The sequence below is a fragment of the Chryseobacterium sp. LAM-KRS1 genome, from assembly GCF_013184525.1.
Lineage (GTDB): Bacteria > Bacteroidota > Bacteroidia > Flavobacteriales > Weeksellaceae > Chryseobacterium > Chryseobacterium proteolyticum.
This window is the reverse complement of sequence record NZ_JAAOIZ010000005.1, coordinates 144590-167476: the sequence shown is the minus strand read 5'-3', so window position 1 is coordinate 167476 and position 22887 is coordinate 144590. Positions and strand designations below refer to the sequence as shown.

Below are 22887 nucleotides of genomic sequence, written 5' to 3'. Positions count from 1 at the left end.
AACACAAAGAAATTATATATATTTTTTGGTTCCTTTTAATCCAATACGATCATCTTATATCGTAGATTATTTATTTCTAAATTAGTGTTAAAGCCGGGTTAAAACCCGGCTTATTTTAGTTCCAAAATGTATTAACGCGCTAAAACCTGCATATAGAATTCTATAAAACTATAGCGTTTTTGTGCTCAAATTCTTAGATCTAAGTTGCCTAAGGAAACTATCATCCAGGAAGTATTTTTGAGGCTTCAGTAATTAAACTATCCATCAATACCGATGCGCTTTTATGCTTAAGAACCGGTGCGATCTGCCCACCCCAGAAAAATACCATTTCATTTTTCCCTTGTTCCAGAGCGGCCTTACGCAAAGATGACATAAAAGTAGTTTGTAATGGAAAAGGTAAGTGAGGAATCTGTTTTTCTGAAAGATCCTTTAAAATTTCATTGGTTATTCCTCTGCCTAAACGTCCGGTATAAGCTCTTGACAGCCTCGTGTTTTTTGACGACTCTGAAAAAAGAGCATCTCTATGAACAGGCAAAGCACCGGATTCCTCACAAGCCAGAAACGCAGTTCCGATTTGCACTCCTTCCGCTCCTAATGTAAGCGCAGCTGCAATTCCGGTCCCATTAGCAATTCCACCGGCAGCAATGACCGGTATTTTAATCCTATCTTTTATCAACTGGACAAGAACGAATGTGCCCGTAGTTGAATATTCAGCCTTATCCAAAAATGAAGGTCTGTGACCGCCGCTTTCAAACCCTGAAGCAACAATAATATCTACTCCAATATTCTCCAGAGCTATCGCTTCGTCCAATGTCGTTGCGTTTCCCGCCAAAAGAATTCCTCTTTTATGGCATTCCTCGACAACAGTTGGATCCAGCAACCCAAACATAAAGCTGAAAACCTTTGGTTTAATATCCAAAACCGTCTGCAGCTGATTCTGAAACCTGGATTCAAAAGAGGGTGGAAGAGCGGGAACATCTATTTGCAGTTGGTCAAAATAAGGTCTAAAAGCCTCCACAGTTTCTTTATAGCTTTTTTCATTATCTTCCGCACTTACAAAATCTGTATCGGAAACCCAAAGATTAAGATTATAGGGTTGACCCGTTTGAGATCTTATTTTCTGATCGACCTCATAAATTTCCTGCGGACTAAGGGTATATGCTCCAAAACCACCTAACCCCCCCTTATTGCTTACCCGTGAAGTGAGTTCTACTGTAGATAAGCCTCCTCCGAAAGGTCCCTGCCAGATAGGGTATTCAATTCCAAGTAAATCTGTAATTCTGTTTTTATTCCACATAATAAGTGATTTGATTGGGTTACCAATTATTCAACATCCGTAAGGGTTTTGTTTACGATCAGCCATTTCCCGTTTATTTTATGGAAAGTAATAAAATTATAGTAATTATAATCGTACATCTTCACATTCAGCTTTACTGAAGCAATAGAATTGATCACGTCGATGGAAATAATCTCCGGATGAAACGGTGCTCCTGCCTTTTCCGGGCTGACCCGATTGCCTACACCTTCGATGTATTGTTCCGCTGTTTTATAATACGCTACTCCTTTTATATCTCCGAATAGAAGGGCGTCTTTGAAGAAGACTTCCTTCAAAAGTGTTGTATTCCCTTCAAAAATGCCTTTGAAGTAATATTGCTCAAGTGCGGTTCTTATAGCGGTTTCTTCTGTACTATTTTTCATAGTGTTGATTTTTTGAGCATGGCTGCTTAGTGGAATACCCAGCAACCATGCTATTAGTAATACAATTTTCATTATAGGTAATGTCCGGCTCCCATGCCGCCATCCACATTGATTATCGCTCCCGTGATCAGTTTGTTGCATGCAATGCTGTAAACCATTTGTGCAACTTCTTCCGGTTCACCGATACGGTTCAGTAAATGAATTCCTGCTGCCTGATCGATATTTTCATCGTGCATAGGGGTTCTGATCAGCCCGGCGGCAACGGTATTTACTCTGATATTATCTTTTCCAAACTCGGCGGCAAGCTGATGTGTTAAAGCATGGATCGCACCCTTACTCGATATCGGAGCCGTAGAAGGAGACCCTGCCATAGCGTGATATACCAATGGAGAACCTATATTAATAATAACTCCATTTCTCTGCTTCTGCATCTGAGGAATAACCGACTGTGTCGTAAAAAAGGTCCCTTTAAGGTTTGTTCTTAAAAACCTGTCCAGATGATCTTCTGTTACTTCAAGAAATGGTTTGTTTTCATAAATTCCTGCATTATTGACCAGAACATCTGCTGAACCAAATCGCTCAATCGCTGTTTTTACAAGTAATTCACCAATAGCTTTGTCGGCAACATCCCCTGCAATCATTGCCAAATGATCTCCACCTCCCAATTCATTAAAAACCTCCTGCAATTTAGATTCTGTTCTTGAATTAATAACTACATTACTTCCTTTTTCCAGAAAATACCTGGCGATCTCCAATCCGATTCCTGAGGATGCACCTGTTATGATGACCGTTTGTTTCTCCATTTTTCTATTTTTTATCGGTGGAAAATCCCTGTTCTTTCAACGCAGATACCTGCTCTCCGGCATATCCCCAGTTATCATCTTCTATTTCATCAATCACCACATGGGTAAGATGCGGATCTTTATTCAAAACTGAAGTTACCAGTTCTGTTACTCCTTTTATCAAAAGCTGTTTTTGTTCTCTTGTAACTCCGTCACGCAGAACTTCTATTTTTATATAAGGCATGATTGTAAATTTTTAAGGTTATTAATTATTTTCAACTGATTCAGCAACCAGATTAATGGTAAGGTCAAAATTGTTGTATATCAAGGTATCCCCTAAATCCGTGAAGAAATTACCTGATCTGAATTTCATATTATACTTAGTACGGTCAAGAACAATTTTACTTTGAATAGTTGCTGAGTTTGGATTGTTCTCGATTTTTAATACAGTATCAATAGGATGGGTGATTCCCTTAATCGTAAGATCTCCTTTTACATAATACAGATGATCATCACCAGGCTCTGTATGCCTGATTTCAAAGGTAGATTCCGGAAACTGATCCGAATTAAAGAAATCATCGGAAGCTAAATGACCTGCAAACTGAGCGTTGGTCTCAGCATCTTTGATATCAAGAATTTTTATAGAACGGGTATCTATAATAAATGTTCCTGAAGATAGTTGGTTGTCTTTAAAAGTAAATGAACCCTCTTTAATTCCGATGGTCCCATAATGAGCACCGGTTATTTTTCTTCCGGTCCATTCTATTGTACTTTTTTCATGGTCTACTTTAAAATTTTGTGTATTCATTTTTTCTATGTTTAAATGTTGACACAAAGTTCAGAAGGGGACGTTAAAAAGTTACGTGACCTGGGTCACAATTTAATTTTACTGAAAAGCAATGAGTAAATTAAGAGATCAGGGTTGATACAAACGGCTGAGGGTTTCTCTGGAAACACCGAGATAAGCAGCTATAAGATGTTTAGGGACAAGATTATACAATTGAGGATACATTGATAAAAGTTCTTCGTATCTGAACTTAGCATCGTTATTCATCAGCGAAAGGAGGCGTTTCTGTACTGCAACATAGCCTTTATTGGTTCTCCACCTGAAAAAATGCTCCATTTCATGAATTTCGCTGCATATCTTTTCTCTGTTTTTATTGGATATGGCCAATACGGTTGCATGGGTAATGCAATCAATATTTATGGTTGCTTTCTGATGGCTGTACAGTGCATTATAATCGGAAACCCACCAATTCGGCATTGCAAATTGTAAAATAAACATCTTCAGGGCATCATTTAGATAAAACGCTTTAAGGCAACCCTCCAGGACAAAATATTCGTGATCTACAGAATTTCCTTCCGACAAAAGCATCTGTCCTTTTTTCAGACTGATCAGGCTGAAATTTGAAAATACATAATCCAGTTGCTCTTCATTGAGAGAAACAAATTGCGACAGATGTTGCTGTAATATCTCTTTAGGATGGGTCATCAATTTTTTAATTGAATTACAAATATACAATCTAAAGCGTTTGTATTGATCAATAAAAAGTTTCGATACAGAAGCATCAAAACCGTTAATTCAGGGATTATATCTTGTATTTACGCCTGTGTTGCCATAACAGATTTTACATATTCTGAGGGAGTTATCCCTTCAATCTGTTTAAAAACTCTGTTAAATGTAGATTGATTAGAAAATCCAGATGCGGTGTAGGCCTCCATTAAAGTAACTTTATTAAAATCACTATCCCTGATCAATGCTTTTACGTGGTTGATCCGGCAGGTATTGATATAATGGTTAAAAGTGTTGTAACCATTCAATTTGATAGCCTTGGAGATATACATATTATTGGTTTTCAACACAAAACACAAACTTGAAACGGTAAAATCACTTTCCTTGAATCTTGCCTCATCTTCAACAATACCCTTTATTTTAGTAAAGAGCTCTGTATATTTCTCAACATTTTCGGGAGAATTATCTTCAGTTACAGTGATATTGGGTAGGGAATCTTTTTCATCTTGTGTCCTTTGTTTATCCCTTATTTTCTTCTCGATCTCCAGTTTCTTTATTTTATCTTTATAAAAAAGCAATAATGCTAATACCCCAATATTAGCCATAAAAACAAATATATCGGAAATCCTTAGTTTAGGTTTGTTTTCATTGTTTATCACATCAAAGGGATATAAATCAGCGATAAAATTAACAGAAAGAATAATGATTACCATATACAGGGAATACAGAAAAACATATTTTTTCTCAAGAAAAATGTAAGCTCCCAATGGTACAGGCAGCAACCATATGCAGACAGACATGGAATAACTCCAGAAATACAGCATAATAAATCCTGCAAATAAAGGAGCTGAGATCAGATGTCCATGAACCAGAGTTTTAATATTGTATTTTTTCCTTATCAGAAGCCAGCTATAGAGAGCAAACCCAAGATAAATAAGAGTGCAGACTGCCAATAAGGAAATTTTCAAAATAAAATAAAAAATGAATACATAAGCTGCTAAGACGATTAGCATCACAGATACGTACCGCGAGATAAGTTCTCTTTTTAATAGATCTATAGAGGTGACTTCGAAATCTTCATCATGTATCATTTAACAAAAACAATTTTTTTAAAATAACTTATTTATGTATTAATTTTACTAATTTACAAAAATACTGAAATATTTATGAGCATCTTATGGTTTACATTTTATATAATTCCCATTAATAGAATACTGTAATATCATAAATACTGTAATTAAAAAACATCAGTAGAAAAAAGCAAAAACATCCCTAATATACATCATTTCCAAACAATAAAAACAGAAAAACCCGATAAAATATTTTTCTCCAATTTCATCTTCTTTGTCGGTAATTTCCCTTTTGCTATCTCTTTATTTATATTCATCAAAAAATGTAAAATATTGAAAATCAAAAATTATCATCTCAAAAAATATAGGGTTATAAAACTCTAACTTTGATTGTTATCATATTAATCAAACTTTAGTAAAAAGAGTAAAACATGCATGAATAAAGTGTTTTTTAACAATTAATTCACGTAAAAAAGATCAAAAAACCTTATCTTTGTCCTCTATGCTGAAGTGGATTTCTATATTTTGTTCTATGACTTACGTATTTGCGACAACAAATATGGCGGAAGTATTGAAGGCTCCGGTCTTTATAGAACATCTGATGGAATATGACGGCAATTGTGTAGAATTTCTGGTAGAACATTATGATAATCATAAAAAAGACCAGGATTGGGATACCGATCAGAAACTGCCCTTCATCAATCCTCCTGTTGTGCTTATGGTATATGCACAACTTCCGGAAATCCTATTTCATATTGAAAAAATAAAAGAATTTCCGGTTCAGCAAAAAAACACTTTTTATCAGGAAAAAGATTTTTCCGGACTCTATCTTTCCAGGATTTTCCAGCCTCCACGCTATTCTTAATTAATCTCTGCACAATAACTATGCTTTAAAATACTTTTTAGAGCAGCTTAATCTTGTTATCTATCAATTAATTAATTTTTCATGTTAAATAAAATTATTGAGTTTTCTGTAAAGAATAAACTCATTATTGCCCTTTTTACAATGGGGCTGATTCTTCTTGGAATCTATGAAACAACAAAGCTTCCAATTGATGCCCAGCCTGATATTACCAATAATCAGGTACAGATTATCACTGTCGCACCCTCATATGGAGCAGCTGATATCGAACGTCTGGTGACCTTTCCCATTGAACAGGCTACCAGTAACATCAATGGCATAACAGAGCTCCGAAGTTTTTCACGGTTCGGCTTATCCCTTGTTACGGTGGTATTTAATGATGATACCGATGTATATTGGGCAAGACAACAGGTTCAGGAACGTCTGCAGATAGTCCAGGATAATATACCGGAAGGAATCGGAAAACCGGAATTAGGACCTATCTCCAGTGGATTAGGTGAAATATTCCAATATGTGGTCCGGGCAAAAAAAGGCTACGAGAACATCTACGATGAGACCGAACTGAGAACCATCCAGGATTGGATTATCCGCCGCCAACTTCTGGGAACAAAAGGAGTTGCGGATGTCAGCAGCTTTGGAGGAAAACTGAAACAATATGAGATTGCTATCAATCCCAATAAATTACAAGCATTTGATATTACCATCAATGACGTTTTCGATGCCCTGGAGCGGAATAATCAAAATACCGGCGGGGCTTATATTGAAAAGAAGGAGACTGTATTATTCATTAGGACAGAGGGTCTTCTGGGAAGTACTGAAGATATAGGTAATATCGAAGTATCAGCAACAGGAGAAGGGATTCCTGTTCTTATCAGGGATGTGGCGGAAGTAAAAACGGGATATGCTACACGGTATGGAGCAATGACCTATAATGACACAGGAGAGGTCTCGGGAGCTATTGTACTGATGCTTAAAGGAGAAAATGCCAACGAAGTGATTGGTAATATTAAACAACGTCTGGAAAAAATTCAGGAAACCTTACCGGAAGGTGTTGTTATTGAGCCTTTCCTGGATCGTGCGAAAATGGTTAACAATACTATCAGTACCGTAAAAACCAATCTGATGGAAGGAGCCCTGATTGTTGTTTTCATTCTTGTTCTCTTTTTAGGAAACTTCCGTGCCGGTCTGCTTGTCGCTTCTGTAATTCCACTGGCAATGCTTTTTGCCATAATCATGATGAACCTTTTTGGAGTCGGAGGAAACCTCATGAGCCTCGGTGCTCTTGATTTCGGACTTATCGTTGATGGGGCTGTTATTATCGTAGAAGCTGTGTTGCATCAGCTTGCCCATAAAAAACATTTCGGGAAAGATCATATCCTCAGCAAAAAAGAAATGGATACACAGGTTTCAGATTCCGCTACCAAGATGGTAAATAGTGCAGTTTTCGGGCAGATTATTATCCTGATTGTATACCTTCCTATTTTTACATTACAAGGGATTGAAGGTAAAATGTTCAAACCCATGGCTCAGACTGTCGCGTTTGCATTGATCGGGGCCTTCCTGCTTTCCCTTACTTATATTCCAATGATGAGTTCCCTGGTTCTTAGCAGAAAGAAAAAGACCAAAGATAATATTTCAGACAAGGTGATGACCAGGGTAGAAACCGGGCATCAAAAGCTTCTGATAAAAGCATTGAAGTACAGAAAAACCATTATTATCACAGTACTTCTCCTTTTCGCAGGAGCTGTTTTCACCCTTTCCCGGATGGGAGGAGAGTTTATTCCATCATTGGAGGAAGGTGATTTTGCTGTAGAAATGCGTATCCTGCAGGGAAGTAATATTAATGAAACCAAAAAAGCAACCACCCAGGCGGCGCACATTCTTTTAAAACAGTTTCCAGAGGTGCAAAAGGTAGTCACTAAAATCGGAAGTGCCGAAATTCCCACAGAGCCGATGCCAATGGATGCGGGTGATATGATCATTGTTCTGAAGCCTAAAAAAGAATGGTCGTCTGCACGATCATTCCCGGAATTATCCGAAAAGATGAGCAAAGCATTGCAGGTTATTCCCGGGCTCAAAACAGGTTTTCAGTTCCCGGTACAAATGCGCTTTAATGAATTAATGACCGGAGCAAGACAGGATGTGGTGTGTAAAATTTATGGAGAAGATCTGGACAGCCTTGCTGCATATGCTAAAAAGCTGGGTGGGATTATCAATACAGTAAAAGGTGCACAGGATCTTTATCTGGAACCCGTTGTAGGAGCGCCACAGGTAGTTATCGGTTATAACCGTGCCGAACTCTCGCGTTACCATATTTCCGTAATGGAAATCAATAGGGTGATCAATATGGCTTTTGCCGGACAAACTGCCGGGGCTTTGTATGAAGGTGAAAGAAAATTTGATGTCGTGGTAAGAATGGACAATGAACATAAAAAAGATATAAAAAGTATTCAAAATCTTCTGGTTCCGACTGCTTCTGGTGAGCAGATTCCTTTACACCAGCTGGCTAGCATAGAATTGAAAAGCAGTCCCAACCAAATCCAGAGGGAAGATACCAAAAGAAGAATTGTTGTCGGATTTAATGTCCGTGGAAGAGATGTTCAAAGTATCGTGGAGGAACTTCAGAAAAAGACCGATAAAGAATTGAAACTCTCTTCAGGTTATACCATCTCTTATGGTGGAGCCTTTGAAAACTTAAATGAAGCTAAAGCAAGATTAGGTGTCGCTGTTCCTATTTCACTGGTAATGATCTTTCTGCTTCTTTTCTTCGCATTTGGTTCCGTAAAACACAGTTTGCTGATCTACACCGCAATTCCGCTATCAGCCATTGGTGGAGTTTATTTTCTGGCCCTCAGGGGAATGCCTTTCAGCATCAGTGCAGGAGTAGGATTTATTGCATTATTTGGTGTTGCGGTACTTAATGGAATTGTTTTGATATCAGAATTCAACCGATTAAAAAATAATGGAATAACCAATCTCGGCAGAATTGTTTTAATGGGCACAAGAATCCGGCTTCGTCCCGTATTGATGACTGCTTTTGTCGCTTCGCTGGGCTTTCTTCCTATGGCGTTAAGCAGTGGTGCAGGGGCAGAAGTACAGAGACCTCTGGCTACCGTGGTTATAGGAGGCTTAATGCTTGCTACGCTCTTAACCTTATTTGTCCTGCCTATTTTGTATGTCTTATTTGAACGAATCAATAAAAATAAAATGAAATTCTCAAAAAAAAGAAACTTTAAAAAATTAACCATATTCCTGTTATTCATTTCTTTCGGAAGCATTCAGGCACAGGAAAACATTACACTGGATCAGGCATTGGAAGTTGCCTTCCGGCAAAACGGAAACTATAAGAATTCCAGACTCATTTCAGCCTATCAGGAAAAACTGAAATCAAGCTATCTCGACATTCCTCAACTGGAAGTGACAGCAGGTATCGGCCAGATACAGGGAATCGAAACCGATAATTCGTTTTCCGTATCCCAACGCATTAGTTTTCCGACTGTTTATTCCAGAAGAAAACAATTGCTGGATGCGGAATGGGCTTCAGGTCTTATGAATCAGCAGCTCACCAAAGCCCAACTGACTAAAGAAGTTTCAGAAGTTTTTTACAGAATTATTATTCTAAAGGAAAAGAAAAAAGTGCTGGATTACATCAGTGAGCTGTACAATGGCTTTGCCGACAAAGCAAGTTTACGTTTGAAAAAAGGAGAAGCCAATATTCTCGAGGAGTCAACGGCCGAAATTCAAAGGGAACAGGCCGCAGTGCAGCTGAATATTCTTGAAAACGACCTCAATATTGCACAGCTTCAGCTTCAGGTATTGCTTCAGTCGGAAAAAAGATATCAGCCGCTTACTGATCAACCCGTCCTGAATGTTGACTTTCAAATTCCGGGGGATGTCTTAAGAAATCATCCGCAGCTCCAGTATCTGAATCAGCAAATCAAGGTGAATGAAGCAGAAGCCCGTTTAGAACAAAGCAAACTCCTTCCGGATCTTTTTGTAGGATACACTAATCAGAGCATGAAGAATATCAATAACAACCGCTTCAATTCCGTTCAGGTCGGTGTTGGGATCCCTCTATTTACAAAAGGACAGCGAGCACTGGCAAAAGCAACAAAAGCAAAAGTGGCCATTGCAGAAAATCAATACCAAAGAAAAGAAACCGAACTGAAAAACAGGTATGAACAGCTGGCCAATACCTACGCTAACCAGCTTGCGATCATACAAAATTACGAACAGAAGCAACTGCCCAAAGCTGAAACGATTCTTAAAGCAGCCCAAAAACAAATGGAAGCAGGAGAGATCGATTTCCTCAATTGGGTTATTTTAACCAATCAGGCTGTTAAAATAAAGGTTGATTATATCGAAAATTTAGATCGACTCAATCAAACGGGGGCCGAGCTTAATTTCTTAATTTCAAAATAATAATATCATGTATTTCAGAAAATCATCATTATACATCATTGTTGCGGCCTTATTTTTAACCTCATGTTCGGGAAAGAAAGAGGAAACCACAGTCTATGAAAATAAAAAACTGGCATCAAAAAACCAGAATATCGTTCAGTTAAGTGATCAGCAGATCAAAATTACAGGGCTTACCTTGACAGGTATTCAAAACAGGATCATGGAAAAAACGGTACGGCTGAACGGAAAAGCAGACATAGCTCCGTCTCATATCAGTTCTCTTTCCAGTATTATGGGAGGGCATATAAAATCGATCAATGTTATTAACGGGAGTCATTTCAGAAAAGGACAGGTACTGGCTGTAGTAGAAGATCCTCAGTTCATACAGCTTCAGCAAGATTATCTCGTTACAAAGGCCCAGCTTGAATCAGCAAGATTGAACTTCAACAGGCAAAAAGACCTCAACACCAGCAAAGCCAGTAGTGACAAAACATTACAGACCGCCCAGGCGGATTATTCCACACTGAACGCTACATTGAAGGGACTGGAAGAAAAACTCAGGATCATAGGCATCAATGCGAAAGGACTAAATTCCGGAAATATTAAAAGCAGAATAAGCATTTATGCCCCTTTTAGCGGTTTTGTAAGTAAAATATGGGTTAATAATGGTCAGTATATCAATCCTTCCGATACCTTATTTGAACTGATTGACCCTGCTGGTCTGTTATTGGAATTAAAAGTATTTGAAAATGATGTAAATGATATAAAAACCGGGCAGGAGATCCTGGTGTATAATAATCAGAACCCGGACCAGAAATATCCTGCCAAAATTATAAGCCTTGTTCCCAATATCGAAAATGGAGGATCATCGGTAGCTATAGCCAAATTGTCCGCATCCAACACAGAGTTTGTGCGCGGAATGTACATCAATGCAGAAGTAAGCATTAGTGGTAGAAATACGACCGGCTTACCCGGCGAATCTATAGTATCATTTGAAAATAAGAACTATATCTTTGAAGACCTTGGAAATCACCGGTATAAAATGATTCCCGTAATCACAGGAATTTCAGATAACGGATTTACGGAAATTCTCAAATCTGAATCGTTAAAAAATAGAAGACTGGTACAAAAAGGAGCTTACGATCTCCTGATGATCCTTAAAAATAAAGCAGAATAATCATTTTAGCACAAAGCCGTTCAACCGTTTGAACGGCTTTTTTATGATTCCGAAAATAAATATACCGATTGGTATATTTATTTTATATCTTTGCCATTTAAAAATGGAACTACTGAATTAAAGGCGGGTTATTCCTTTTGTTTCAGCCATAAAATTTTTTAATTCAAAATATACCGATCGGTATATTAAATAGTAAAATGCTATGAAAAGAATCATTCTTATTATCACGGTAATCTCCGCAGCCATTATGGAGCTTATAGACACTTCCATAGTAAATGTTGCCCTCAATTATATGAGCGGAAACCTGGGGGCAACATTAGAAGATATTTCCTGGGTGGTTACAGCTTATGGAATTGCCAACGTTATTATTATTCCGATGACCAGCTTTCTGGTTAATAACCTTGGCCGGCGGAATTATTACATCGGCTCTATTATCCTGTTTACCTTTTGTTCTTTTATGTGCGGCAACTCCACAAACCTCTGGGAACTCGTCATGTTCCGGTTTCTGCAGGGGATAGGAGGTGGAGCGTTATTATCGGTATCTGCCATGGTTGTATACGAGTGTTTTCCAAAAGAAAAGCAGAATATTGCCAGCGCTTTATTTGGGATCGGGGTTTTCATAGGACCAACGATCGGGCCTACACTCGGTGGATTTATTACGGATAACTTTTCATGGCGATGGATCTTTTACATCAACATTCCTTTAGGAATACTGGCCGCTATTCTATGTTTAAAATTATTACCCGAATCTCCGACCCGGCAAAAGGTTAAAAAGATCGACTGGCCAGGAATTATTCTCTTAATTATTGGTATCGGCTCTTTACAAACGGTTTTGGAGCGTGGGGAAACGGAAGACTGGTTTGCTGCCCGTTATATTATTTTCCTCACTGTAGCAGCTGTCCTTTCACTCGTTCTTTTCGTTCACAGGGAGCTCACCATACCACATCCCGTGGTAAAACTATCGGTTCTTAAGCATCCTTCACTCAGTATCTCTGCCATACTTACCTTTATAACCGGGATTGGCATGTTTACTTCCATTTACCTCACTCCTGTACTGGCACAACGCTTTTTAGGATTCAACCCGGCTCAGGCTGGTCTTCTACTGCTTCCGGGTTCCATTATTGCCGTATTTGCGCTGATCATTACCGGGAAAGTTTTGCAAAAAGGAGTTCCTCCTGCCTTGGTGGTATTGCTTGGTTTTTGTTGTTTTATTTATTTTAACTGGTCTATGGCACAGGTAAACCTGGATGTTTCTTTTGCTACAATTTCCATTAATCTTATATTCAGAGCACTGGGAATGGCTTTACTTACCGTTCCGCTTGCATCACTTGCCGTTTCTTCTTTAAAAGCTGAAGATATGCCCCAGGGAACCGCTATTAACAACATGATGCGCCAGTTGGGTGGTTCATTTGGAATATCCATTATCAATACATATATCGCAAGAAGGGTTGCCCTTCACCGTACCGACCTTATCTCCAACCTTACTCCGGATAACCGTTCGGTAATGGATCGTCTTCAAACCTATACTTCACTTTTTCAGAGCAAGGGATTCGGTTTTCCTGAAGCACAGCAAAAAGCAATAGGTCTGATGGAAAAAATCGTGGTGAAACAATCATTTTTTTTAAGCTATATCGATGCCTATATGGTTATTGGTCTGGCATTTATATTTGTCTTACCTTTATTATTATTTTTCCTGAAGAGGAATAAGAATAAAAAAATAGTAATCGTATCAGCAGACCATTAAAACAGAATCATATAAAATATAATAAAATCAATATCATGAAAGAAGTATTCATTGTATCAGCAAAACGTACTCCCGTCGGAGGATTACTTGGGAATCTGTCCACTTTTACAGCCACACAGCTGGGCGCTCTGGCCATTCGGGAAGCTTATAAAAACATTTCTCTGGAACCGGAATTACTGGACAGTGTTTATATGGGAAATGTACTGAGTGCAGGAGTAGGACAGGCTCCGGCAAGACAAGCTGCTATTTTTGCTGATATCCCGTATGATAAAGATGCCACAACCATCAATAAGGTATGTGCTTCAGGAATGAAGGCAACTTCATTGGGAGCACAGCAAATCCAGACAGGCCTTGAACATCTCATCGTAACAGGCGGAATGGAAAGTATGAGCAATACACCCCATTATGCCTTCATAAGAAACGGAAAAAAATTAGGAGATCTTACCCTTACTGATGGGATGACTAAAGACGGTTTATGGGACGTTTACCATAATTTCCATATGGGAAGTGCGGCAGAGCTGGGAATTAAAAAATATGGACATACCCGGCAGGAACTGGATGATTATGCATTGTCTTCTTATCAGAAATCACAAAACGCAACTGCGCAAGGGAAATTTAAAAATGAAATTGTTCCTGTAGAATTCACTAAAGGAAAAGAAACCATTACCATCGATAAAGATGAAGATATTTTTAAGCTTATTCCTGAAAAAATGGCTCAGCTGAAGCCTGTTTTTGAACCGGACGGATTGCTTACCGCGGCCAACTCCAGTAATCTGAATGACGGTGCCGCAGCTTTGATTCTCGCTTCGGCAGAAGCTGTAGAAAAATACCAGCTGAAACCGCTTGCCAAAATTATCGGTTATGCAGATGCCGCCCAGGCACCGGAATGGTTTACAACATCTCCGGCTCTTGCTATTCCAAAAGCTCTTTTAAGTGCCAATCTTGACCTTTCGGCAGTAGATTATTTTGAGATCAATGAAGCTTATGCCTCAGTTGTACTTTCCAATCAGAAGATCTTAGGTTTTGATCGTGAAAAAGTGAATGTATATGGCGGCGCAGTAGCCATCGGACATCCGATAGGAGCTTCCGGAGCCAGAATTCTTGTGACGCTTGTCAATGTCCTTCAACAGGAAAAGGGGAAATATGGTGTAGCTGCCATTTGTAATGGCGGCGGCGGAGCTTCCGCTATGGTTATCGAAAATATGAATATATAGCTAATGTATTTTTAATTTCCATTAAAAAATGTCTGGCCAGATGAATGACCGGACATTTTTTATGAATACAATATTCCAGGCTTACGAAGGCAGGTCATTTAAAAACTCTCTGATGTCATTACTTATTTCTTCTGTATGGGTTTCCAGTGCGAAATGTCCGGTTTCATAAAATTTTACAATAGCATCCGGAATATCTTTTTTGTAAGCATCCGCTCCCGGAGGCAAAAAGAAAGGATCATATTTTCCCCATGCAGCCAGGAACCGGGGCTGGTATTTTCTGAAATATGCCTGAAATTCAGGATATAGTGCCACATTAGTCCGGTAATCAAGCATCAGGTCAATCTGAATATCATTCATTCCCGGGCGGTCCAGAAAATGCTGATCCAGAGCATAAGATTCAGGGGCGATAAGCGAAAGATCCTTAACGCCTTCCTGGTACTGGAATTTGGTCATCTTTTCAGAAGTAAAATCACTTAAGAGCTTACGGTTTTCCGGAGTGGGATCTTCCCAGTATTTTCTTATCGAACTCCAGCTGTCACTAAGGCCTTCTTCATAGGCATTCCCATTCTGAGAAATAATTCCCGTTATTTTTTCGGGATTGGCTAAAGCTAACCTAAGACCGGTAGGAGCACCATAATCAAAAATATAAAGGGCAAATCTTTTTAATTCCAATCTATCAATAAATCCCTGCATTATCCTGGCAAGATTATCAAACGTATAGCTGAAGTGGTCAGAATCCGGAGCATCACTAAACCCGAAACCCGGTAGATCCGGGGCAATGATATGATATTGATCATTCAGCTTAGGAATCAGGTTGCGGAACATATGTGAAGAAGTAGGAAATCCATGAAGAAGCAAAAGAACAGGAGCATCTTCAGGTCCGGATTCACGGTAAAAAATATTCAGACCATCAACGTCTGTATTGTTGTAATAAATGGTTGGGTTCATAATTGTTTTTATTTTTTTGTTATTTCAAAATTACGCCATACATTTGATTACATAAAACGATTAATTATGATATGAATAATCATAAAAAATGATACATGAATTTAAATGATTTAAAAATATTTGAAGCAGTAGCTGCTTCCGGCAGTTTTACAAAAGCTGCGGAAGTTATGTGTACCGTACAATCCAATGTTACCGCAAGAATAAAAACGCTCGAAGAAGAACTGGAAGCTCAGCTTTTTACGCGTACTTCCAGAAAAGTTTCTTTAACCACGGCCGGACATGCATTTATTCAATATGCCCGTAAGATTTCAAATACCATAGAAGAAGCCAAAAGGGAAATTAAAAATTCTGATCAGATAGGAGGGAACCTGTGCATAGGATGTATAGAGACAACACTGGTATTTAAAGCCCCGGAAATTCTTTCGGGTTTTATGAATGCTTATCCTCATGTCCAGCTGGAATTTAAATCGGACACCCGCTCAAAGCTTATTGATGATGTTCTGAATTATAAGCTGGATGCGGCGTTTGTTTCTGCACCTATTCATTCCGCACAACTCGAGCAGATCCACATCAAGCAGGATGAGCTGGTTATTGTGACTTCTCTGGATGAAAGATCAGTCAATCAAATTCTTAAAAAGGACAATCTGAATATTGTTGTTTTTGACCAGGGTTGCGTTTACAGGGCAAGGCTTGAAACTTTGCTCAATGCAAGGGGAGTGATACAATACAAGAGCATGGTAATGAATTCTATTGAAGGGATCATTAATTTCGTTGAAGCAGGCCTGGGAATTACCTTGCTTCCGCTTGAGCTGATTGAACAGTATTACGGTGGCAGGAAATTGAAAACCTTTAAGCTCAGTAAGGAGATCAATACCATATCTACTTCTCTCATCTACCTGAAAAGCATTCCCAAATCCCAAGCTTTGGAATCTTTTATCGGGATGTATGCAACAGGTAATAAAAAGGCAATCCCTTTTTGAGATTGCCTTTTGTAATTATTTACAGTTCCTGAGCTAATGGCCAGTCTACGGGAATTTTTGTAGCTGCAAACAAGTAATTGGTTATTGTTTTATCACCGATCGCAATAATCACATCTACCAAATGGCCTTCGGTATATCCTTCATTGAAAAACTGATTTTTTGTCTCCTCAGAAATCTCACCCTTATTGCTTACTGCCTCATAAACCAGTTGCCCTAAGGAATTGAGTTTTGAATCAAAAGATATTTTTGCTTTTCTGATTTCAAGGATCTGATCATCATCAAATCCGTTCAGCTTTGCAATAGCAGTGTGAGCACTTAAACAATACAGGCAATTGTTATACTGGCTGACAATAAGGTTCACTACTTCTTTTTCTTTTGCTTTTAAGGATGACTTGGCATTTTGCAAGGCGAGGTAAGTGGCAAGTCCATTTTCCGAATGTGCAAAAGTTGCATACAGATTAGGAACAAAGCCAACCCCTTTTTCTAATTGGTTAAAAATATTTTGATTTGCTTCTGAAAGCTGCTCTTTTTGAGGAATCTGAAAATTTTCCATTTGTAATTGTTGTTTAAAATTAATACGACAAAGTTCAGTGATCCCTAACCTCAAAAAAATAGAACAATTTCCCGAAGATGTATGCTTTTTTCCCTTTCCAAATGATACATTTGTTCAAATAAGACTTTTATTAAAAATTAGTGAGATAAAAGATGATCTATAATTTCTATAATAAACAGACGGAAGCAGCTTGCCGGCTTCTTGTCCATGAAGAAAAATTTGACAGGGTTTTCTACGGAAAAGACCGTAAAGACAAATTTCTGACATTGGCATGGAACCAGGGTCCGGACATTTTTATTACAATAGATAAAATATCCTATCTATTCAAATCAGGCAGCATACTTTGCTTAATGGTCAATCAGTCATTTGATTTTCCCGACAATTCACAAATCATCGTATGGCAGTTTAATAAAGATTTCTACTGCATTGAAAGTCATGATTCGGAAGTAGGGTGTGTAGGATTTCTTTTTTATGGTTTGTCTCAAAGTATGTTTGTTTCCGTGGAGGATCAGGTCCGTGATAAACTCACTTTGCTACTGCGTATTTTTATTGAGGAATTCCAGGATGTAGATGATATCCAGGAGGACATGCTCCGGATGCTGTTGAAGCGCCTGATCATCCTGATTACACGGTCGGCAAAAAAACAATTTGTTGCAGATCAATTTCCTGAACAAAAACTGGATATTATCCGGCAATTCAGTTTACTGGTCGAAAAGAATTATAAGTCGGAACATTCCGTAAAGTTTTATGCAGATCAGCTTCATAAGTCTCCCAAAACCCTTTCCAATCTTTTTAATCTCTATAATAACGGAACTCCCTCTGAAATCATTCAGCAAAGGATTATACTGGAAGCTAAAAGATTACTGCTCTTTACCAACAGCTCAGCCAAAGAAATTGCTTATGAATTAGGATATGAAGATGTTGCTTATTTCAGTAGCTTTTTCAAAAGGGTAACGGGGCTTTCACCTCTGGCGTTCAAAAAGCAATCAGCCGGAATTTCCACTCCATAAAAAAGCCTCCCGAGGGAGGCCTTAAAAAACACAAATGATGAAAAAAAATTATTTCGAAGTGCAAATATAATAAAATATATTATGTAATACATTATAATTTTATTAATATTTTAATTCAATTTTAAATAACATATTAATATTATGCATACATACTATTAATATATTTTCAAATATAGGTATAATTCTTTAAGAGGAGTTTTTTCTATTTAAACATACAGGAAGTATTTCAGTTCCATAAAAAACCTCCGGGAAAAATCCCGGAGGTTTGAAACTTTTTATTGACTAAAATTTGAATACACAGCCGCAAACGCTCATTTTACCTTCAACGACTGTTGTCCATTGTCCGTTCCAGGTACCTCCGTAAGAGGCACAAATGGAAGGGCATATTTCTTTTGCATCTTCATTGCTCCAGATAGGACCAGCCAGAACATCCAATGTATATTCTGTGCTTCCTGTAGGAACCGTATCGTACTCAACTTCGATTACACTCATTTCCCCCTCAACAATGGTAGACCATTGTCCGGTAAATTTTCCTAAATGTGCCGCAGCAATACGACCTCCTAATTTCTGAGCCTGATCGTTGCTCCAAAGCGGACCTGCAACGATGTTGATTTTGAATTTTGACATGGTGTTTGTTTTTTATGTTTTAACATACCAAAGGTGCAACTATAATAAAACAAACAATAGAGTAGAAAACACCATTTTTTTTGGTCAGTATTTATACCTACAGCTTTAAAAAAAATTGGGTTAACCCCCATCAATAAAGGACTAATAGGTTTAAATTATTTCTCCGAAATTAGATATATCAGATTGATCAATGGAAAATAACAGAAAAAAACAAAAGAAGTTAATTTTTTTAAGAGAAAAGGACATAAAAAAAGACGAAGCTATAATTATTACTTATAGCCTCATCAATTTTTTCAATCATTTGGTTTTGTTGGTACAAATTTAGAGCAATCCGTACGACAGGTACAGATACAGTTGCTGTTTTTTATTAGGGCACAGATTACCAATTACTGGCAATTTCCCCAAGCGTCTTAAGATCGGAGTTAACTTTATCTGTCCATTCCATCGCAAAATTAAGCCTCATACAGTTGTTATACTGATTGTATTGGGTAAACATTCTTCCCGGAGCAAAAGTAATATTCCGCCTGATGGCCATATCAAACAGTTTGACAGTATCAATTTTTTTATCAAGTTCCAGCCATACCATAAATCCACCTTCCGGCTGGGAAACTTTAGTATTATCAGGAAAATAATCCTCAATGCCCTGCTGAAGCTTCAGACAATTATTTTGTACTATTTTCCGGAATGTACGAAGATGATGATCATATCTTCCGTTTTCTAAAAAATGGGATATGGCTTCCTGATACAAAGCAGGGGTAGAAAGCGTTTGTATCAACTTCTGCTGGATAATTTTATCCTTATACTTGCCCGGGATAATCCATCCGAGCCTGTAACCCGGTGCCAGTGTTTTGGATATGGAATTCACCAGCATCACAATACCGGCTTCATCAAATGCTTTACAGGGTTTCGGCCTCTCGGCTCCATAATACACATTCCTGAAAATATCATTTTCAACTAATGGAATATCCCATTCCGTAAGCATTTTTACAAGCTCCTTTTTATGATCGTCCGGCATGAGTGTGCCTAAAGGATTATTGAAGTTAACCACAAAACAGCATGCACTTATGACAGGCAAAACCTTTTTCAATGCTTCGAGATCTAAACCAGTAGAAGGGTCTGAAGGGATTTCTACAGCTTCAAGTCCCATGGCATTTATCATTTTAAGAATACCAAAGTAAGCGGGACTTTCTACAGCAACCTTATCTCCGGGTTTGGTAACCGCCATCAGGCAGGTAAACATTCCGTTCATCGCTCCGGACGTTGCTATCACATCATCTTCTGTAACTTTACCCTCCAGCATAAATGCCCATCTGGCAACCGTTCTTCTAAAATTGAGATTTCCCTGAACAGATTCATAGGTTGCCCCGCCATTTGCCAGGCTTCGCATAACTGTAGTCACGCTCTTATTAAGCTGGGCGATGGGCAGCAGGCTTTTTTCCGGCAGCCCGAGGGAAAAATGGGTAATGTCCGTATTTTCCGAAGAAGCAAATGTCTTAAGGAAAAGATGTTCCGGGTACTGCTCTTTTTGCAGGGATTCCAGGATAATAACAGAAGGAAGAGAAAATTTCCTTTGTGAAGCTTTACTTACATAGTAGCCGGATTTAGGTCGTGGTTCTATCAACGATTTACTTTCTAATTCCAGAAATGCCTGCCGAACGGTATTGATGCTTACATTATATACTTTCTGTAAGGTCCGTATAGAAGGCAATTTATCACCAAGCCTTAACGTTCCACTGAGAATCTGCTGCTCAATGATCCCGGCAATTTTCAGATAAAGGATTTCTTTTTTCATTCAATCGGTATTATTTCTGTGTAGTTCAAAATTAAGAAATTAAATCCCCGTTTAATAATTTATCATGCAGATAAAGAGTCACAAGCACTGCGTTAATTCATAAAAAATGATTTCTATCAGAAATACCGCTCAATACGATATATTTCATACAAAAGTGAATGATCTGTAAAATATTGTTCTATAACTTTTTAAAATTATATTATAAAAAATCTTAATTTTAAGTGATTTTAGATTTTTTTAATATTTTTTAACAAAATTTATATTTCTATTTTTGCAACCAAATCTTATAAATTATGAAAAAAATTTTATTAACCCTTTCTCTTTCTTTGGGAATTTTTGCTGCAGCACAAGAAGCAAAAACAGAGGCTCCGGCTGTTGATACGACAAAAGCATGGAGCATTCAAGGTCAAAACACATTAATGCTGAACCAGGCGGCATTCTCGAACTGGGTAGGTGGTGGAGCAAACAACGTGGGTTGGCTTGCCGGTGTGAATTATAACCTTACCTATGAAAAAGGGAAGGACCTTTGGGAAAATATTATTATCCTTGGATACGGACAAAACAATACCCAGGGCGTAGGAACAAGAAAGACCCAGGATGTAATTAATCTTTCAAGTAACTATGGGAGGGAGATCGCTAAAAATTGGTACGCATCCGGTGGTGTAAGTTTACAAACTCAATTTGCTCCGGGCTATGAGGATGGAAATAATCCTGATGCGAAAAAGATATCCAACTTTATGGCTCCGGGATACCTTAATGTAGGGGCTGGTTTTACATATAGACCAAATGATAACTTCACCATGACATTACGTCCGGCAAATGCAAGGGTAACTTTTGTACTGGATAAAGACCTTCAGTATGCAGGAACTTACGGCTTAAAGAATGATGGAGATTCTTCACTATTTCAGTTCGGTTTCCTGGGAACAGCCATTTATAAAATAAAGATCATGGAAAACATCAACCTTACGAATACAGGGTCTGTCTTTTCCAATTATTTAGATCATCCTGAAAGACTGGTCCTGTCGTACAGTGGAATTTTAAATATGAAGATCAACAAATTTATTTCAACCAACATAACGCTGGATCTTTTATATGATCACAACCAGATCAGAAGAACACAGCTGAAACAGACTTTGGGAGTTGGTTTTGCCTATAATATTGATAACGGGAAAAAACGTTCTGATAAAAAAGACAATCAATCCTGGATGAAGAAGTAGCACTATTCATCGAAAAAATAAAAAAGACTAACCGAAGAATGGTTAGTCTTTTTTATTTAGTATGGAGAAAAATGAAAATTATTGATGTCCGCTTTTTCTACTCATTAAAGTCAGCATAGCCAGAAGTCCACTGATCGCGCCAAAAAAATAAATAGACTGATATCCCAGCCAGCCTGCAATAATCCCCGCTATCGGACCAGCCAAGCCTAGTGAAAGATCGAAAAAAGCTGAATAAGCTCCCAGTGCTGTTCCTCTCATTTGCGGAGTTACCTTTTTAATAGCGAGTACTCCCAAAGATGGAAATACCAGGGAAAAACCAATTCCCGTAAGTGCACAGCCTACGATTGCCATCCATCCCGAATGAGAAAAACCTATCAATAGCTGTCCTATGACCTCAATAGCAAAAGACCCTAAGGCTACTTTGTAACCACCATACTTGTCGGGAAGGGAGGCAAATAATATTCTGGTAAGAATATAAAATCCACCAAAACAAACAAAAGCCAGAGAAGCATGCTCCCAGTTTTTCTCAGCGAAAAGCAAAGCAATAAAGGAAGCTATGCATGCAAATCCTATGGAAGAGAAAGCCAGTGCCAATCCCTGATCGGAGACTTTTGCAATCACTTTATAAAAAGGAGTTCTTATATGAGTAGGATCCGCTTCAAGGGTTGGCAGCCGGGCTGTTGATAACCAGCTCACTACAGAAAGGACCAGAATTAATGTAAAAGGAACAACACTACCGAATTGGCTTCCCATCCATATACTTAACGGGGCTCCTAAAGCGATTCCTCCATACATTGAAATTCCGTTCCAGGTCATTACTTTGCCGGAATTGTGTGCTCCCACCAGTCCAATTCCCCAGGTTAGCGCTCCCGTTACCATCATACTTTCAGAAATACCATGAATAATTCTTGACAGAATCAGCAATCCTAATGCTAAAATTGGGAAATGTACAGAGGAACTTCCTGCAATATAAAGGATCCCGGCTACAAAAACCATAAATATCCCTCTGTGATTACTGATTTTAGCCCCAAGTGTATCGGTTATTTTACCGGCATAAGCCCTTGTTAATAAAGTAGCTAAAAACTGAAGCCCCATCACACCCCCCACGATAAAGGAGTCGAATTTCAGTTCATTTTTAATCAGAGCTGGTAAGGCACCCAGTGTAATTCCAATTGTAAGATATACCGCAAATACGGAAATTACAATCGGAGCGAGAACTTTTTTTAAAGGTATGTTGTTGTGATGATGAGTATCTCCAATCTTAGGAGTTACCATAGTTGTACTTTTGATTGCCATATT

General features: G+C 38.3%; 20 protein-coding genes. 8 read left to right on the top strand and 12 right to left on the bottom strand.

What is annotated here, in order from left to right:
* Positions 1-220 precede the first annotated feature (220 nt).
* The 7 genes from G9C87_RS15360 to G9C87_RS15330 form a co-directional block, all read right to left on the bottom strand.
* Positions 221-1297: an NAD(P)H-dependent flavin oxidoreductase gene (locus tag G9C87_RS15360; protein WP_172282731.1), complete on the bottom strand. Its 1077-nt coding sequence runs from the start codon at positions 1295-1297 to the stop codon at positions 221-223.
* Positions 1298-1323: 26 nt separating this feature from the next.
* Positions 1324-1698 (bottom strand): nuclear transport factor 2 family protein, encoded by a 375-nt coding sequence (locus G9C87_RS15355; protein ID WP_228457024.1) that lies wholly within the window; start codon positions 1696-1698, stop codon positions 1324-1326.
* 71 nt (positions 1699-1769) lie between these two features.
* Positions 1770-2501, bottom strand: coding sequence for an SDR family NAD(P)-dependent oxidoreductase (locus G9C87_RS15350; protein WP_172282728.1), 732 nt, complete (start codon positions 2499-2501; stop codon positions 1770-1772).
* Between the two features lie 4 nt (positions 2502-2505).
* The gene (locus G9C87_RS15345) at positions 2506-2724 is read right to left on the bottom strand and encodes a tautomerase family protein (protein ID WP_172282726.1); all 219 of its coding nucleotides are present in this window, start codon (positions 2722-2724) and stop codon (positions 2506-2508) included.
* Between the two features lie 21 nt (positions 2725-2745).
* Positions 2746-3288 carry a YceI family protein gene (locus G9C87_RS15340; protein WP_172282724.1) on the bottom strand — a complete coding sequence of 181 codons (543 nt, stop codon included), beginning with the start codon at positions 3286-3288 and terminating at the stop codon, positions 2746-2748.
* Between the two features lie 108 nt (positions 3289-3396).
* The gene (locus G9C87_RS15335) at positions 3397-3972 is read right to left on the bottom strand and encodes a Crp/Fnr family transcriptional regulator (RefSeq protein ID WP_172282722.1); all 576 of its coding nucleotides are present in this window, start codon (positions 3970-3972) and stop codon (positions 3397-3399) included.
* Between the two features lie 110 nt (positions 3973-4082).
* Positions 4083-5084 (bottom strand): helix-turn-helix transcriptional regulator, encoded by a 1002-nt coding sequence (locus G9C87_RS15330; RefSeq protein WP_172282720.1) that lies wholly within the window; start codon positions 5082-5084, stop codon positions 4083-4085.
* 511 nt (positions 5085-5595) lie between these two features.
* On the opposite strand from G9C87_RS15330, the gene G9C87_RS15325 reads away from it, so the two are divergent.
* The 5 genes from G9C87_RS15325 (at position 5596) to G9C87_RS15305 (ending at position 14461) form a co-directional block, all read left to right on the top strand.
* Positions 5596-5928, top strand: a complete 333-nt coding sequence (locus G9C87_RS15325; RefSeq protein ID WP_172282719.1) for a hypothetical protein — start codon at positions 5596-5598, stop codon at positions 5926-5928.
* A gap of 81 nt (positions 5929-6009) precedes the next feature.
* On the top strand, positions 6010-10347 hold the full coding sequence (locus G9C87_RS15320; RefSeq protein WP_172282717.1) for a CusA/CzcA family heavy metal efflux RND transporter: 4338 nt from the start codon (positions 6010-6012) through the stop codon (positions 10345-10347).
* A 7-nt stretch (positions 10348-10354) separates the two neighbouring features.
* On the top strand, positions 10355-11503 hold the full coding sequence (locus G9C87_RS15315; protein WP_172282716.1) for an efflux RND transporter periplasmic adaptor subunit: 1149 nt from the start codon (positions 10355-10357) through the stop codon (positions 11501-11503).
* 202 nt (positions 11504-11705) lie between these two features.
* Positions 11706-13247, top strand: coding sequence for an MDR family MFS transporter (locus tag G9C87_RS15310; RefSeq protein ID WP_172282714.1), 1542 nt, complete (start codon positions 11706-11708; stop codon positions 13245-13247).
* 35 nt (positions 13248-13282) lie between these two features.
* Complete coding sequence (locus G9C87_RS15305) at positions 13283-14461, top strand: acetyl-CoA C-acyltransferase (RefSeq protein ID WP_172282712.1); 1179 nt, start codon at positions 13283-13285, stop codon at positions 14459-14461.
* A gap of 81 nt (positions 14462-14542) precedes the next feature.
* Here G9C87_RS15305 and G9C87_RS15300 read toward each other — a convergent pair whose 3' ends face one another.
* Positions 14543-15409, bottom strand: a complete 867-nt coding sequence (locus G9C87_RS15300) for an alpha/beta fold hydrolase (protein ID WP_172282710.1) — start codon at positions 15407-15409, stop codon at positions 14543-14545.
* A 95-nt stretch (positions 15410-15504) separates the two neighbouring features.
* Here G9C87_RS15300 and G9C87_RS15295 point away from each other — a divergent pair, with 95 nt between their 5' ends.
* Positions 15505-16389: a LysR family transcriptional regulator gene (locus G9C87_RS15295; RefSeq protein WP_172282709.1), complete on the top strand. Its 885-nt coding sequence runs from the start codon at positions 15505-15507 to the stop codon at positions 16387-16389.
* A 19-nt stretch (positions 16390-16408) separates the two neighbouring features.
* On the opposite strand, the gene G9C87_RS15290 is transcribed toward G9C87_RS15295, so the two are convergent.
* Positions 16409-16942 carry a carboxymuconolactone decarboxylase family protein gene (locus tag G9C87_RS15290; RefSeq protein ID WP_172282707.1) on the bottom strand — a complete coding sequence of 178 codons (534 nt, stop codon included), beginning with the start codon at positions 16940-16942 and terminating at the stop codon, positions 16409-16411.
* A gap of 152 nt (positions 16943-17094) precedes the next feature.
* On the opposite strand from G9C87_RS15290, the gene G9C87_RS15285 reads away from it, so the two are divergent.
* Positions 17095-17952 (top strand): helix-turn-helix domain-containing protein, encoded by an 858-nt coding sequence (locus tag G9C87_RS15285; protein ID WP_172282705.1) that lies wholly within the window; start codon positions 17095-17097, stop codon positions 17950-17952.
* Between the two features lie 282 nt (positions 17953-18234).
* Here G9C87_RS15285 and G9C87_RS15280 read toward each other — a convergent pair whose 3' ends face one another.
* Together G9C87_RS15280 and G9C87_RS15275 are read right to left on the bottom strand one after the other, a co-directional pair.
* The gene (locus G9C87_RS15280) at positions 18235-18579 is read right to left on the bottom strand and encodes a mannan-binding lectin (RefSeq protein WP_172282703.1); all 345 of its coding nucleotides are present in this window, start codon (positions 18577-18579) and stop codon (positions 18235-18237) included.
* A 379-nt stretch (positions 18580-18958) separates the two neighbouring features.
* A complete protein-coding gene (locus G9C87_RS15275; protein ID WP_172282701.1) occupies positions 18959-20371 on the bottom strand; it encodes a PLP-dependent aminotransferase family protein in 1413 nt (470 codons plus the stop codon).
* 293 nt (positions 20372-20664) lie between these two features.
* Here G9C87_RS15275 and G9C87_RS15270 point away from each other — a divergent pair, with 293 nt between their 5' ends.
* On the top strand, positions 20665-21588 hold the full coding sequence (locus G9C87_RS15270) for a DUF3078 domain-containing protein (protein ID WP_172282699.1): 924 nt from the start codon (positions 20665-20667) through the stop codon (positions 21586-21588).
* 78 nt (positions 21589-21666) lie between these two features.
* On the opposite strand, the gene G9C87_RS15265 is transcribed toward G9C87_RS15270, so the two are convergent.
* A complete protein-coding gene (locus tag G9C87_RS15265; RefSeq protein ID WP_172282697.1) occupies positions 21667-22884 on the bottom strand; it encodes an MFS transporter in 1218 nt (405 codons plus the stop codon).
* Between the last annotated feature and the right edge of the window lie 3 nt (positions 22885-22887).